Below are 14023 nucleotides of genomic sequence, written 5' to 3' on the forward strand. Positions count from 1 at the left end.
CCCCGGTGCCGCTCGCGCCGCTCAGTTCCGACGGGCGCGGATGTCGCGCATGATCTCGCGGGCGGCGTTGTAGCCGGGAATGCCGGAGACGCCGCCGCCGGGATGCATGGAGGAGCCGCAGATGTAGAGCCCCTTCAGCGGCGTGCGGTAATCGGCATAGCCGGAGACCGGCCGCTGGAAGAACAGCTGGTCGGTCGACAATTCGCCGTGGAAGATGTGGCCCTGCGGCAGGTTGACGATGTGCTCGATATCGGGAGCCACGAGCAACTGCGCCTCGATGACGTCGTCGCGGAAGCCGGGCGCGTAGTCCTCGATGGTGTCGAACACCGTCTTGCGGAAATTCTCCTTCTCGGTCGCCCAGTCGCCGCCTTTCAGCGTGTAGGGCGCGTGGCCGCCGAACAGGTTGACCACATGCTTGCCCGCCGGCGCCAGCGTGGTGTCGACCATGGTCGGCACCACCGGGGTGATGAAGGGGCGCGACGAGTACCAGCCATGCTTGGCGTCGTCATAGGCGCGCTCGAGATAGTCGATGTCGGGCGCGATATGCATGTAGGTCGGGTAGTCGAAATTGCCGAGGCCGCCCTCGCGCCGCACCCGGTCCAATATGCGGTATTGCGGCGGACGCTCGCAGGCGATGTTCATCTTGAAGGCGGTGGAGAAGGTGCGATAGCCCTTGATCTCGCGCAGCACCTCCTCCGGCAGGTGCTTTTCGCCGACCAGATCGAGATAGAGCACCTTAGCGTTGGCGTTGGAGATGATCGCCTTGGCCGCATAGGTTTCGCCTGTCGTCGTCGACACGGCGGTCGCCCGGCCGTTCTGGACGCGCACTTCCTTGATCGGCGCGCCGGTGACGATGTCGACGCCCTTCTCCTGCGCCGAGGCGGCGAGCGCCTGGGTGATCGAGCCCATGCCGCCCTTGATGAAGCCCCAGCCGCCGGCGCCCTCATGCTCGCCCATGATGTGGTGCATGATCACATAGGCCGAGCCCGGCGATTTCGGTCCGGCGAAGGTGCCGATCGAGGCGTAATAGGCGAGCACCGCCATCACGCGCTCGTCCTCAAACCATTCGCGCAGGAAGTCGTAGGCGCTCATCGTCAGCATGTCGACGATGCGGTACATCTTGCGGCCGATCTTGCGATGGCGCCACAGCAGCGAGGCGCCGTCCTTGAAGCTACGCCAGTCGCGCCTGGTCGGATCGACTGGCGTTTCCCAGAGCAGCTTGCGCACGATATTGGCCGCCTCGCTCAGATAGCGGTCGAATTCGGGATAGATCTCCGCATCGTGCTTGGAGAATTTTGCGAAACTCGCCTGCGACTTGGCGACATTGTCGGAGAACAGGATGTAGTCCTCGCCGTCGAGCGGCGAGACCATGTCCGAGCAGGGCAGCACTTCGAGGCCGTGCTTCTTCAGTTCCAGCTCGCGGATGATGCGCGGGTGCAGCAGGCTCATCAGGTAGGAGAAGATCGAGGCCCGGAAGCCCGGCGCGATCTCCTCCGTCACCGCCGCGCCGCCGACGACGTCGCGCCGCTCCAGTACCAGCACCTTCTGCCCGGCCTTTGCGAGGTAGTTCGCGCAGACGAGGCCGTTATGGCCGGCCCCGATGATGATGGCGTCGTAGCTCTTGCCCACGGTGACGTCGGCGGCATGCATGGGATGTTCCTCGGCTGGGATGGTCGCTGCGGACGGAAGGCGCGCGCGGGCTATTCGGCCGCCACGCCGCGCAGCGGCTCCTTCGGCTCCAGCCCGTCGCGGCACATGTCCTGGAAGGACTTCACCGCATACTCGTATTTCGGCGACAGCGGCCCGCGGGTGTAGACGCCGGTCTCCAGGTTGCGCTGCACGCCGGTGATGATGTCGAGGTCCTCGGTGACGATCTGCGCCGACCACTCGACGGACTGGCGGTTCTCCTCCGCCTTCTCCGGCGAGACGTCGGTGAAGAAGTACCAGTTGATGTGGCGGATGCGCCCCGGGCCGAGCGGCTCGATGGTGGCGATCGACGAACCCCAGTCGTAGAGGTTCAGCATCAGGAAGGGGAAGCGGTAGAAATACAGGCCGCGCGTCAGGCCGCCCTCGCGCTTGGGCGCATGCAGGTGGAAGAACTTCCTGTCGGCATAGGTGTCGATCCGGTAGCTGTCGATGTCCATGGACTCGCACAGGCCCGGATGCATGGTCCGGCAGTGGTAGCATTCGAGGTAATTCTCGCCGTAGACCTTCCAGTCGACCGCGCAGTCGCGGTTCTTCGCCGTGAAATAGCGCTGCTGCTCCAGCGGATAGTCGGCGGCCATGTCGTGGATCGGACCGAGCCATTCGACCAGGCTCTCGCCGCCGCGTTCGACGCGCAGGAAGACGAGGCCGCGCCACTCTTCCGCGTCGATGGCGTACAGCCCCCAGGCCTGCGGATCGAAGGTGATGCCCTCGCCGAAATCCACCGCCTTGTTGAGTCGGCCGGAGCGGGTGTAGCTCCAGCTGTGATAGGGGCACACCACCAGCTTGCCGCAATGGCCCTCCTCCTTCTCAAGGAGCTGGGCGCCGCGATGCCGGCAGACATTGTGGAAGGCGCGCACCACGCCGTCATCGTCGCGGATGACGAACACCGGATAGCCCGCCACCGTGCCGGAGACATAGTCGCCCGGCGCCTTCAGCCGCTCCGACCAGCTGAAGAGCATCCAGTTGCGGGCGAAGATCTCCTTGCGCTCGCGCTCATAGAGGGCCGGGTCGCAATAGTCGCGAGCCGGCAGCGTCCAGTCGAACGAGGCCTTGGTGGTGGCGGTCATGGCGGCGCTCCCGAAGTTGCATTGACCAGGCCGGCGCTGGGCCGGCCGGCTCTGTGTCAGTGACGGTAGGAGGGATCGATCCCGTCCAGCATGCGCAGATGGGCGGCCCATTCGAGCAGGAGGTCGCCGTCGTCGAAATTCATCTGGTCATATTGCGCGCCGACCTTCTCGCAGACGTCCGGCGGCGGCAGCACGAGGTCTCGGCCCATCGACAGGGTGGCGACCTGCACCTCGCAGGCGCGCTCCAGGTAGAACATCAGGTTGAACGCCTCGGCGACGGTGCGCCCGACGGTGAGCAGGCCGTGATTGCGCAGCAGCAGGCCGCACTTGGTGTCGAGGTCGGCGATGATGCGCTCGCGCTCGTCGAGGTCAAGCGCGATGCCCTCATAGTCGTGGATGCCGAGCCGGCCGTAGAACTGCAGGGCAATCTGGTTGAGCGGCAGCAGCCCTTCCTTGAGCGAAGCCACCGCCATGCCGGCGCGGGTATGGGTGTGGATGACGCAGGCGGCGTCGTGCCGGCTCATATGCACCGCGGAATGGATGGTGAAGCCGGCCGGGTTCACCCGGTGCGGGCTGTCGCCGACCTTGTTGCCGTCGACGTCGATCTTCACCAGCGAGGAGGCGGTGATCTCCTCCCAGCGATGGCCGTAGGGATTGATCAGGAACTGCCCCGGCTCGCCCGGCACCCGTACCGTGCAGTGAGTGTAGATGAGGTCGGTCATCTTGAAATGCGCGAGCAGGCGGTAGCAGGCGGCGAGCTCGACGCGCTGCTGCCATTCGGCGGGCGAGATGTCCGGGCGCAGGCTGGTGACGGTCATCGGTCGTGTCCTCTTGTCTTCAGACGGGATCGGCGACCCGCAGAGCGGCCGCCTGTTGCCAGTCTTCCTGCGCCCAGCGGCGCAATAGCAGCGCCTCCTCCCAGCGGTCCGACAGCTCCTCGCCGTCGACGTCGGTGATGGCGTAGTCGCGCGGGCCGAGCTCGCACAGGAAAACGCAGTCGGCATCGGCCGGGTTGCGCGCCTGCCAGGACGCGAAGCCGCGCCGCCACCAGTCGCGGAACACCTCGATCCACGGCCGGTGCTGCGGGAAATGCAGCGGCAGCTGCACCTGGCAGCGATTGGCGATACGGCCCTGGAAGGAATCCGACCGCTCCAGCAGGCGGACGACGTGGGCCTGATACTCGGCGCTGATCGGCAGCATCATCTCGCGGTCGACGACATAATGCGAGAGATCGGCGGCGAGCCGCAGGTCGGGGATGGCGTCGAGCAGCAGCAGCGTCGCGAACATGTCGTTGGTGATGCAGTTGCGATGCGTCTCGAACTGGAGCGGCACGCCCTCCTCGCGGCCGATCCGTATCCACGCCTCGATCACCGGTACCATCTCGGCGACCGACAGCGGCATCACCTGGCCGATGACGACGACGAAGGGCGACCCGATGTCCTTGGCGAGGTGCAGCGCCGGGCGCAGTTCCTCGATCGAGCGCGGAAACGCAGTGAGCAGCCCCGCGAGCCCGGTGCGGGCGAATTCCGGGACGGTTCCCCGCGCGGCCTCGATGTCCATGGCGCCGAGATCAATCGCCATGCCGTCGAAACCGGCTGCCTTCACCCGTTCGAAGCGCTCAGTGACCGGCCGTTCCGGCGTACCGGGACGGCGCAGCTCGGTGGCCCAGAGCGACTGGTAGATCTTGAGGGGCATGGTCAGGCCTGCTTCGCGCGGCCAGGACGCGGCGCCACGGGTTCGAGGTCGGTGTCGTCCATGATCCAGATCTTGTCGTCCGGGTAATCCGCCTCGGTGCGCCCGCTCCAGAACGCCTTGATCACCGCGAGTTGGAAGCCGAGATAGGTCATCGAATGCGGCTTGCGGCCCTTCTCGACGAAGATCGTGCGGTGCAGGTTCGGCAGCTGGTGGAACGGCACGGCGGGAAAGGCGTGGTGCGCGGTGTGGAACTGCATGTTCCAGCACATCCAGCGCATGATCGCATTGGTTCGGGTGGTACGGGTGTTCTCGGTGATCTGCTCGACATGCGGCAAGCCGAGATGCTCGATGGTGTTCTGCAACTGGTGCACCGGCTTCATCACCAGCATCGGCAACAGCCAGAGCTTCACCGCGAGCCAGCTGCCGGTCGCCACCGACAGCACGGCGATGAGCACATATCCGGCGAGGTGCCAACGCGCCTCGCGGATCACCTTGGGGTGCTGGTCGGCGGGGATGTAGGTCTCGCTGACGATGCCGAGCGAGAAGCGGATGACGCGGCGGATACGCGTGTACCAGTAGGTCGGACCGAGCACCCAGAGCAGGTAGGACAGCATGGAATAGCGCTCGCGCCCCAGCTCGCCGTCGCCAGCCCAGTCCTGCGTGTAGCGGTGATGGGCGAAGTGCTGGATCTGGTCGAAATCACGCGGATAGATCAGCGCGAAGCCGAACAGCCGGCCGAAGATCTCGTTGAGCTTCTTGGTCCTGAAGACCGTCGAGTGGCTCATCTCGTGCTGGCCGGCATAGAGGAAGTTGATCAATATGCCGTGCACGACAAAGCACGGGGCCGCCCACCACGTGCCCCATGTGTACCAGAGCGCCGTGCCGGTGATCGCCAGCGCGCCGAGATGGCTGCCCAGCTGGACGAAGCCCGACGCATCCGACTTCACGCTCAGTTCCTTGAGCCGGCCCGGGCTGATCATGTCCTTGCGGCCGAATACCTCGTCCATCTCACTCCTCCTCGAATTCCGGGCGACGCTGGAAGGCCATGCGCATCAGCAGGACCAGCGTGGTGATGACGATGAGCACCACCGAGATGGCGGCGATCGCGGGGTCTACATTGTCGCGCAGTCCCATCCACATCAGGCGCGGCAGGGTGATCGCGTCGACGCTGGTGATGAACAGGGTGACGCCGATCTCCTCCCAGGACAGGACGAAGACCAAGAGCGCGGCGGTGGCCACGCCAAAGCCGATATTGGGCAGGATGACGTGGAAGATGCGCTGGGAGACGGTCGCGCCGAGCCCGCGCGCGGCGAGGTCGATGCGCCGGTCCACCTGCGCTAGCGCGACCAGCACCATCACCACCGCGAAAGGCACGGTCATCACGATATGTGCCATGGTCACGCCGATGACGCTGTCGAAGCCGATGGCCTGCGAGAAACGCGACAGGCCGGTCAGCAGGAAATACAGCGTCATCGCCGAGACCACCGGCGGCACGATCATCGGCAGCAGCACGAAGCCGACCAGCAGCGACGAGAAGCGCGGCTGCAGCATCCAGATGCCCAGCGCGAAGCTGGTGGCGAGCGCCGTCGAGATCACGCTGGTGAGCACGCCGACCTTGGTGCTGAGCAGGATGGCGCTCAGCCAGTCGGGATTGTCGATCAGCTGCCGGTAATGGGTGAGCGACAGGCTGCCCTGCGGCATGGAGAGCATGCGGCTGGGCGTGAAGGAGATCGGCACCACCGCCAGCAGCGGCAGCAGCAGGAACGCGCCTACAGCCAAGGCGAGGGCGACGGCGAGCGGGCCGGGGCGCTGGATCTTCATTTCCCGCCCCCCGTCAGCGCCAGCCGGGCGAAGCGCGACAACAGGGCCATCAGCGCCGCGACGAGGATGACCAGCGCCACGCTGATCGCCGCTCCCAGCCCCCAGTCCGGGCTCTGGAACATCCGGAGATAGACCAGTTCGGCCACCATGATGGAGCGTCCGCCGCCGAGAATGGCCGGCGTGACGAAGAAGCCGAGGCTGAACACGAAGACGATCAGCGTCGCGCCGATGACGCCGGGCAGCGTCAGCGGCAGGAACACCGACCAGAAGATGCGCAGGCGCGAGGCGCCCATGCCGCGGGCGGCGAGCAGCACGCGCTCGTCCACCGCCCGCATGGCGGAGGCGAGCGGCAGCACCGCGAAGGGGATCAGCACATGCACCATGCCGGCGATCACGCTCGGTTGGTTGCGCACCAGCGCCAGCGGGCCGTCAATGAGGCCGAGCGCCTGCATCCAGCTGTTGAACAGGCCGCGATTGGACAAGAGCGCCAGCCAGCCGAAGGCGCGGGTCAGCAGCGAGATCCAGAACGGCACGAAGATGCAGATCTCGATGACGCGCCGCTGCAGGCGCGAGCCGCGCACCCAGACATAGGTGATGGCATAGGCAGCGGCGACCGCCACCACGGTGACGACGAGGCAGATGCGGAAGGTGCGCGTGAACACCGAGGCCACCAGCGGGTCGCCGACGAGCCGCTGATACTGGCCGGTGCCGAGTTCCGGCAGCGTGACACTCCATAGCGCGACGCCGAGGAACGGCAGGGCATAGGCGCACGCCAGGAACAGCACCAAAGGTGCCGTCAAGGCGAGAGCGGGCCAGATTGCCGTTCGGTTGCGCATGATCGTGTCGGCTCGCGTACAGGTTCGGGTGGTCGGTGCTGCTGTCGTTCCGCTCCCGCAGCCGGGAGCGGTCGATGGCTTTTTCTCCCCTCCGGGAGCACTTGCTTGCCCCTACCCAACGGGGAGAGGGCTCGTCGGTTTTCCCTCTCCCCGTCGGGGAGAGGTGGCCCGCGAAGCGGGTCGGTGAGGGGCTCTAGCGACTGCGGAGCGAAGAAGGCCCCTCACCACAACCCTCTCCGCCGAGGCCGGACGTTTCCGGCTTCGGTTTGCCGGAACCGAACTCGGCAACAGCCGAGTTCGGGCGGGGAGAGGGAGAAGGCGGCCCTCCCCAATGTGGGAGGTGCACGTCGGTCGAACGCTACGCCGAGATCACCTTGGTGAACTCGTCGAGCGCTGCGCCGTAATTGTCGGCGTACCAGGGCATGTCGAGCGCGATCTGGCTCTTCATGTTGGCCGGATCGACCGGGTTGTAGCGCTTCTGGTCGGCCGGGATCAGCGCGTCGGTGGCCGGGTTGGCCGGCCCCTGTCCCAGCATGTCGAACATCACCAGCTGGCGCTCCGGCACCGAAGTCGAGGCGATGAACTTCATCGCGTTCTCCTTGCCGCCGGGATTGTTCTTGATCACCGCCAGCGCGCCGGGCGAGAGCAGGCCCTGGTTCCAGGTGAACTTCACCTGCCCGCCGGAATCCTTCTCGATCAACGAGGCGCGGGTCGACCAGATCAGCCCCATCGCGGCGTCGCCGCCCAGCATGAGCTGCTGGCTCTCCGCGCCGCCGCCCCAATAGGCGACGACATCGGGCTTCAGCGCCGCGATCTTGGCGTGGGCGCGCTTGAGGTCGAGCGGGTACAGCTTGTCGGGCGCCACGCCGTCCGCCAGCAGCGCCGCCTCCCACATGCCGGCGCCCCACTTATACATGGTGCGCTTGCCCGGATACTTCTTCACGTCGAAGAAATCGGCCATGCTGGTCGGTGGGTTGGCGCCGAACTTCTGCGCGTCATAGGCGATGACATAGGAGAAAAAGTAGGTCGAGGCGGCGTATTCCCAGTCGAAGCCCGGTCGCATCTTCGATTTGTCGACTATCCTGTAGTCGATCGGCTCGATCATGCCCTGCTTGCCGAGCGAGATCGCCGAGAACGGATCGGCGTCGACGAGGTCCCAGGTCGGCTTGCCGCTCTTGAACTGCGCGGCGATGGCGCCCTCCGTCGGCCCGGTGCCATCCTCCTTGACGACGATGCCGGTCTCCTTCTCGAAGGGCTGGCCATAGGCCTTGTCATAGGCCTTCAGCGCGTCGCCGCCCCAATTGACGAGGACGAGCTGGCGCACCTGCGCCAGCGCCTCGGGCGAGCGCATCAGCAGCGGCGCGCCGCCAAAGATCAGGGCGGCGAGCTGGGTGAAGCGGCGGCGGCTGATTTCCCCTCGAGCCGCCTTGGCCGCGAGGATGTCGAGGCAGTCTTTCTGGAATGCGTCGTTCACGGCGTGCTCCTGCTGTTTTCAGCTTTGCTCTGGAAGAAGGAAGCCATTGTCGAAGGACCAGGTGACCCAGAAGTCCGGGCCGCCGCCGAGGACGCGGCTCGCGGCCTCGCTCGGCAGCGTCACGGTCAGCTGCGTGCCGTTGCGCGTGGCGAGCGCGAGCCGCATGGCGGCGCCGAGATAGGTGGTGCCCGCCAGCCGGGCGGCGACGCCATTGCCGTTCGCCGGCGGCTCGGCGCCGACCGACATGTGCTCGGGCCTCACCGCCAGCACCGCGCGCCCGCTGAGATGATCGTGCCGCGGCGCCCGCAGCCGCGCGCCTTCGAACAGGCCGCTGGTGCCGAGCGAGCAATGGCCGACCTCGTCGACCGGCAGCAGGTTGATCTCGCCGAGGAACTCCGCGACGAAGCGGCTTTGCGGCCGCTCGTAGATCTCGCGCGGCCCGCCGACCTGGAGCAGCCGCCCGTGGTTGAAGATGGCGATGCGCGAGGACAGCGACAGCGCCTCGCTCTGGTCGTGAGTGACGAAGACGAAGGTGGTGCCGAACTCGCTATGCAGGCGGGCCACCTCCTCCTGCATGCGCCCGCGCAGGTGCTTGTCGAGCGCCGAGAACGGCTCGTCGAGCAGCAGCACCGGCGGCTCGAACACCAGCGCGCGGGCCAGCGCCACGCGCTGCTGCTGGCCGCCGGACAGCATGGCCGGACGCTTCTTCTCGTGGCCGACCAGCCCGACGCGGGCGATGATCGCGTCGACCCGCCGGGCGATCTCCTCGCGCGCCATGCCGCGCACCTGCAGCGGAAAGGCGATGTTCTGCGCGACGGTCTTGTGGGGAAACAGCGCATAGCCCTGGAACACCATGCCGAAGGAGCGATCCTCGGCGCGGCTGCGGGTGATGTCGGCGCCGTCGCTGAGCAGCCGCCCCGCCGTCGCCGCCTGGAAGCCGGCGAGCACCATGAGGAAGGTGGTCTTTCCCGAGCCGGACGGCCCCAGCAAGGTCAGGAATTCGCCGGGCGCGATATCGAGCGAGATGTCCTTCAGCGCCTCGAAATGGCCGAAGGATTTCCCGATGCCGATCGCCTGTATCCCGACCGCCCGCGTGGTCACGTTCGAATGCGCTCCCTCACACTGGAGGAATGCTAACTTCGAATTTTACTCACCTCAAATGAAGATTTTTCGCATTTTCTGCAAAAATTCTTCACCTCAATGGTGCCTGCTTGGGCATAAAAGCCACCGCCTAGCGATGCATCACCGGCGTCGTCTGCGCGACGCGCGACTTCAGCCACGCGGCAAAGGCCTGGATCGCCGGGTTGCCGCCGCGCTCATGTTCGGTGACGAAGTAGTAGGCGCGCGCCGAGCGCACGGCAAAGTCGAAGGGGCGCACCAGCCGGCCCATGTCGAGCAGGTGCCGGCAGACGAAATTGTCGCCGATCGCGATGCCCTGGCCGGAGATCGCGGCGGCGAGCACGAGGTTCATGTCGGAGAAGATCACCCCCTGGTCGATGCGCGGGCCCACCACGCCGGCCGCCGCGAACCAGTTGAGCCAGTCGCCGAGCCCGTCGAGATGCAGCAGCACGGCGCGGAACATGTCGACCGGCTCGCCGAGCCCGCCGAGCTGGTTGAGCAGGATCGGGCTGCATACCGGCATGAAGTCGACGGCGCTGATCAGTTCGACCGCGTGGCGCGGCCACTCGCCGTCGCCATAGGCGATGAAGGCGTCGACCCCCGGCGTCTCGACATCGTCGAGCCGCTGCGGCGTGACGATGCGCAGGCTGACATCGGGGTAGAGCCGCTTGAACTCGGCGACATGCGAGCACAGCCAGAACGAGGCGAAGCCCGGCGTCGAGCTCACGGTGAGCGCGCCGCGCAGCACGCCGCGGTCGACATATTGCACGGCGGCATCGGCGAGCACGTTCAGGGCCCTGCGGACATCGGCGGCGTAGCGCTTGCCCTGCGGTGTCAACGCCACGCCCTTGCCGGCGCGCTCCAGCAGCGCGAAGCCGAGGTCCTGTTCCAGGAAGCGCAACTGATGGCTGACGGCGCTGCGGGTGATGTTGAGCTCCGCCGCCGCCTGCCAGACGGTGCCGTGCCGGGAGAAGGCCTCGAGCGCGCGCAGGGCCTGGGTAGATGGCAACCGCATCGGGTACTCGTCTCGATCTGTGCCCTTGCGGCAACCGCGGAATCTGGGAAGGCTCGCGGCGAGTATCGGACATGTTCCGGCCGGTCGCGTCTATAAAATCGTGCGGATGATGAAGATTCCGCCCTTTCGGACGGAGGTGTCTGGGTGTGCGTCATCGACGTGCGGCGCAGCGTCCCGCAGGACGATGAGGTGGCCGGTGCGGTTTATTCGGGCCGATCTGCTGGCCAGTGAGGCCAGGTTCGACATGCAGGCGCGGATGCGTCCGGCATCGTCATGCCGAGGGCCCCGCCCCGCCACCGGGGCGAGGCCGGGAGTGGCCTATCCCTCGGCTTCGAGACGGGCGCGCAGGGCGGCGTTCTCGGCTTCCAACTGGGCGAGACGCTCACGGAGCGGGAGGACCGCATGGGTGACCTCCGCTTCCGTGAAGCGCGGGACGATGTGTTGCTGGCAGTTCCAGTCGAACGCGCTCAGCCGTAGCCGGAAAATCCTCTCCAGCTTGGCCCGGTAGGCGCCGTCGGTTACCAGATCGGTTAGGGCCGGGTCGGCGTCGAGCGTCAGTTTCTCGACATGCGCGTAGATCTTGAGGCGCGCGCGTCTGGGGTAGTCCATCAGGATGAGACAGGCACGGTCGTTCGCCGCGAAATTGCCGGTGCTGATGTACTGACGGTTGCCGCGATAATCGGCGAATGCCAGCGTCCTGTCGTCGACCACCTTGAGGAAGCCGGGCGGCCCGCCACGATGCTGCACATACGGCCAGCCGGTCTCGGACACGGAGGCGATGTAAAGGCTGTCGCGCTGGGCGATGAAGGCGACCTCGTTTTCGGTGAACCGCTCGAATTCGCGGTGCCCCTCGAAATCGGTCCAGAGGCGATCGGCGCCCATTTCCGCCTGGGCGGCCCGGACGCTCGGCGTCACCGCGATATCCAGAAAGCCGTAGGACATGACTGTTCTCCGACATGGGCCCCGAGCCGAGATGCCGTCGGCATCTCGTTCGTGCGGGCCGGGAGTTTACCTCTCCGGGCGAGCCATGGTGTGCCCGCAGGACCGGATGTTTCGTTCAGCGCGCCGCCACCTTGCGATCGAGGAAGTCGCGGATGAGCGGTGCCATCTCGTCGAGCTTGTCTTCGAGCGCGAAATGCCCGGTGTCGAGAAGGTGAAACTCGGTAGCCGGCAGATCGCGCAGATAGGGATGCGCGCCCTCCGCTGGGAAGATCGTGTCGTTCTTGCCCCAGACGATGAGCGCCGGCGGCTGGTGGGCGCGAAAGAATTCCTGGAATTGCGGATAGAGCGGGACGTTGGTGCGATAGTCGTAAAGCAGGTCGAGCTGGATGTCGCTGTTGCCCGGCCGATCGAGCAGAGCCTGGTCGTGGACCCAGTTGTCCGGGCTGATGCGGGAGAGATCCCGGACACCGTCGGTGTACTGGAAGCGGGTCGCCTCGAGCGTCACTAGCCACGACAGGGCCTCCCGGTGCTGGCGGGATCCGTCCGCCCAGTATTCCCTGATCGGGTCCCAGAACGCCAGCAGGCCCTCTTCATAGGCGTTGCCGTTCTGAATGATCAGCCCGGTGACGCGCTCGGGATGCTTGAGGGCGAGGCGGTAGCCGACCGGCGCGCCGTAATCCATGACGTACATGGCATAGCGCGCAACGCCGATCTGGCCGAGCAGCGCATCCATCATGTCGGCATAGTGGGCAAACGTGTAGGAGAACGTCGCGTGGTCGGGAGCGTCGCTCTGGCCGTAGCCGGGATAGTCCGGGGCGATGACGCGGTACCGGTCGGCCAAGGTCGGAATGAGATTGCGGAACATGTGCGACGACGTCGGAAAGCCGTGCAGGAGCAGCACCACGGGGCCATCGGCCGGGCCGGCCTCCCGGTAGAATATCTTGACGCCGTCGATGGTCGCGGAACGGTAATGCACGGCGATCGGGGTCGGGGAAGCGGCGGGGCGGCTCATCGTGTCCTCCATCTGATCGAGGCATGAACGGCGCGGCGCCGGCCTCGGGAGAAGAGATAGCCCTTCAGCTGAAATGACTTAATCCGCAAATCGTGAAAGTTATTATTCCGTTTTCCGGAATGGTCGGTGCCGAGGATGTGGAGATCCGGCCGCCGCCCGTAATCTGAATGCCCTGAAGGCGGGCCGGGCCGGGCCACATTGGCACGCATACGGGAGCGGGCATCAGCGGAACAGCGGGTTCTCGCGCAGGCGCTCGACCGCGAGGTCGACGAAGGTTCTCACCTTGGCTGGCGCGCGTCGGCCGGCCGCATGGACGACATGGATCGGCAGGGCCTTCTCGTCATAATCGGACAGCACGGTTTGCAGCCGCCCCTCCGACAAGGCGGGGCCGATCTGGTAGGAGAGGATGCGGGTGAGCCCCCATCCATCCTCCGCGGCGGTGATCGCGGCCTCGTTGGTGTTGCACAGAAGGCGGGGGCGAACGGTGACGCTGGTTTTGCTTTCCTCCCCGAAGTGCCATTCGAGGGATGCCCAGGCGGCGGTCGGCGCGATGATGCGATGATGCGCCAGGTCGGCCGGTACCTGCGGAATCCCATGTTTCTCGAAATAGGCAGGCGCGCCGCAGATCACCCGCTTGACCGACCCGACCCGGATGGCGCTGAGGCTCGAATCCGGAAGGTGCCCGATGCGGATCGCGACATCGATGCCTTCCTCGATGATGTTGACGACCCGATCGACGAACAGGCTGCGTCCTGTCACCGAGGGGTAGCGGTCGAGATATTCGAGAAGAATGGGCAGCGCATACATCCGGCCGAACATCACCGAGCCGGTGACGATCAGCGTGCCGGTGGGATTGGCATGCGAGCCGGCGGCCGATGCCTCGGCATCCGCTATGTCGGCAAGGATGCGGCGGCAGTCGTCGAAATAGCGGCTTCCCGCCTCCGTCATCTTCACCGACCGCGTCGTGCGGGCGAGGAGCCGGACACCGATCTGCTCTTCCAGGGTGGAAATGGCGCGGGTGACCGCAGGGGGGCTCATGTGCAACTGGCGGCCGGCCTCGGCGAAGCTTTCCGTCTCGGCAACCTTGACGAACACCCTCATCGCTTGCCAGCGATCCATCCCCATCTCCTCCACCCGCATGCCGCTCCGCAGGCGGTGCGTGGTCATACCAGACGCCACGCGGTTCGCACGCCCGCGCCGTGCGTCGTTGTTTCTGAGCCCTGATCTTTGGGGAGCCGATGTCAGGACCGGACCGTCGCCTCGACCGGATCCTGCCTCGCCCGTGTCTTGCTTTGCCCGTGTCTTGCCTCGACTAGGTCTTGGGCGGGACGGGCC

Annotated in this window: 13 protein-coding genes; all 13 read right to left on the reverse strand. The window is 66.2% G+C overall.

The window, feature by feature from the left end; genetic code table 11:
- Window positions 1-21: 21 nt before the first annotated feature.
- On the reverse strand, window positions 22-1650 hold the full coding sequence (locus tag LGR54_RS17315; RefSeq protein ID WP_230363235.1) for an NAD(P)/FAD-dependent oxidoreductase: 1629 nt from the start codon (window positions 1648-1650) through the stop codon (window positions 22-24).
- A 50-nt stretch (window positions 1651-1700) separates the two neighbouring features.
- Window positions 1701-2774, reverse strand: a complete 1074-nt coding sequence (locus LGR54_RS17320) for an aromatic ring-hydroxylating dioxygenase subunit alpha (RefSeq protein ID WP_230363236.1) — start codon at window positions 2772-2774, stop codon at window positions 1701-1703.
- A 56-nt stretch (window positions 2775-2830) separates the two neighbouring features.
- Window positions 2831-3592 (reverse strand): class II aldolase/adducin family protein, encoded by a 762-nt coding sequence (locus LGR54_RS17325; protein ID WP_230363237.1) that lies wholly within the window; start codon window positions 3590-3592, stop codon window positions 2831-2833.
- 19 nt (window positions 3593-3611) lie between these two features.
- Window positions 3612-4469: a sugar phosphate isomerase/epimerase gene (locus tag LGR54_RS17330; RefSeq protein WP_230363238.1), complete on the reverse strand. Its 858-nt coding sequence runs from the start codon at window positions 4467-4469 to the stop codon at window positions 3612-3614.
- Between the two features lie 2 nt (window positions 4470-4471).
- Complete coding sequence (locus LGR54_RS17335) at window positions 4472-5476, reverse strand: fatty acid desaturase (RefSeq protein ID WP_230363239.1); 1005 nt, start codon at window positions 5474-5476, stop codon at window positions 4472-4474.
- 1 nt (window position 5477) lies between these two features.
- Entirely contained in the window at window positions 5478-6290 is an 813-nt protein-coding gene (locus LGR54_RS17340) for an ABC transporter permease (RefSeq protein WP_230363240.1), read from the reverse strand.
- Complete coding sequence (locus tag LGR54_RS17345; protein WP_230363241.1) at window positions 6287-7126, reverse strand: ABC transporter permease; 840 nt, start codon at window positions 7124-7126, stop codon at window positions 6287-6289. The genes LGR54_RS17340 and LGR54_RS17345 overlap by 4 nt, the downstream gene beginning before the upstream one ends.
- A 358-nt stretch (window positions 7127-7484) precedes the next feature.
- Complete coding sequence (locus tag LGR54_RS17350; RefSeq protein WP_230363242.1) at window positions 7485-8600, reverse strand: ABC transporter substrate-binding protein; 1116 nt, start codon at window positions 8598-8600, stop codon at window positions 7485-7487.
- 18 nt (window positions 8601-8618) lie between these two features.
- The gene (locus LGR54_RS17355; RefSeq protein WP_230363243.1) at window positions 8619-9701 is read right to left on the reverse strand and encodes an ABC transporter ATP-binding protein; all 1083 of its coding nucleotides are present in this window, start codon (window positions 9699-9701) and stop codon (window positions 8619-8621) included.
- Window positions 9702-9831: 130 nt separating this feature from the next.
- Window positions 9832-10734 (reverse strand): LysR substrate-binding domain-containing protein, encoded by a 903-nt coding sequence (locus tag LGR54_RS17360; RefSeq protein ID WP_230363244.1) that lies wholly within the window; start codon window positions 10732-10734, stop codon window positions 9832-9834.
- Between the two features lie 318 nt (window positions 10735-11052).
- Complete coding sequence (locus tag LGR54_RS17365) at window positions 11053-11676, reverse strand: pyridoxamine 5'-phosphate oxidase family protein (RefSeq protein WP_230363245.1); 624 nt, start codon at window positions 11674-11676, stop codon at window positions 11053-11055.
- 115 nt (window positions 11677-11791) lie between these two features.
- On the reverse strand, window positions 11792-12688 hold the full coding sequence (locus LGR54_RS17370; protein WP_370638224.1) for an alpha/beta fold hydrolase: 897 nt from the start codon (window positions 12686-12688) through the stop codon (window positions 11792-11794).
- Between the two features lie 222 nt (window positions 12689-12910).
- Window positions 12911-13807 (reverse strand): LysR family transcriptional regulator, encoded by an 897-nt coding sequence (locus LGR54_RS17375; RefSeq protein ID WP_230363491.1) that lies wholly within the window; start codon window positions 13805-13807, stop codon window positions 12911-12913.
- Window positions 13808-14023: the final 216 nt, after the last annotated feature.

It is taken from the genome of Ancylobacter sp. Lp-2, assembly GCF_020523795.1.
Taxonomy (GTDB): domain Bacteria; phylum Pseudomonadota; class Alphaproteobacteria; order Rhizobiales; family Xanthobacteraceae; genus Ancylobacter.

What these genes read in the sequence shown, in the direction of transcription:
- LGR54_RS17360 (WP_230363244.1), bottom strand. Translation starts at nt 10,734, where the DNA reads ATGCGGTTGCCATCTACCCAGGCCCTGCGCGCGCTCGAGGCCTTCTCC.
- LGR54_RS17365 (WP_230363245.1), bottom strand. Translation starts at nt 11,676, where the DNA reads ATGTCCTACGGCTTTCTGGATATCGCGGTGACGCCGAGCGTCCGGGCC.
- LGR54_RS17315 (WP_230363235.1), bottom strand. Translation starts at nt 1,650, where the DNA reads ATGCATGCCGCCGACGTCACCGTGGGCAAGAGCTACGACGCCATCATC.
- LGR54_RS17325 (WP_230363237.1), bottom strand. Translation starts at nt 3,592, where the DNA reads ATGACCGTCACCAGCCTGCGCCCGGACATCTCGCCCGCCGAATGGCAG.
- LGR54_RS17370 (WP_370638224.1), bottom strand. Translation starts at nt 12,688, where the DNA reads ATGAGCCGCCCCGCCGCTTCCCCGACCCCGATCGCCGTGCATTACCGT.
- LGR54_RS17340 (WP_230363240.1), bottom strand. Translation starts at nt 6,290, where the DNA reads ATGAAGATCCAGCGCCCCGGCCCGCTCGCCGTCGCCCTCGCCTTGGCT.
- LGR54_RS17375 (WP_230363491.1), bottom strand. Translation starts at nt 13,807, where the DNA reads ATGGATCGCTGGCAAGCGATGAGGGTGTTCGTCAAGGTTGCCGAGACG.
- LGR54_RS17335 (WP_230363239.1), bottom strand. Translation starts at nt 5,476, where the DNA reads ATGGACGAGGTATTCGGCCGCAAGGACATGATCAGCCCGGGCCGGCTC.
- LGR54_RS17320 (WP_230363236.1), bottom strand. Translation starts at nt 2,774, where the DNA reads ATGACCGCCACCACCAAGGCCTCGTTCGACTGGACGCTGCCGGCTCGC.
- LGR54_RS17330 (WP_230363238.1), bottom strand. Translation starts at nt 4,469, where the DNA reads ATGCCCCTCAAGATCTACCAGTCGCTCTGGGCCACCGAGCTGCGCCGT.
- LGR54_RS17345 (WP_230363241.1), bottom strand. Translation starts at nt 7,126, where the DNA reads ATGCGCAACCGAACGGCAATCTGGCCCGCTCTCGCCTTGACGGCACCT.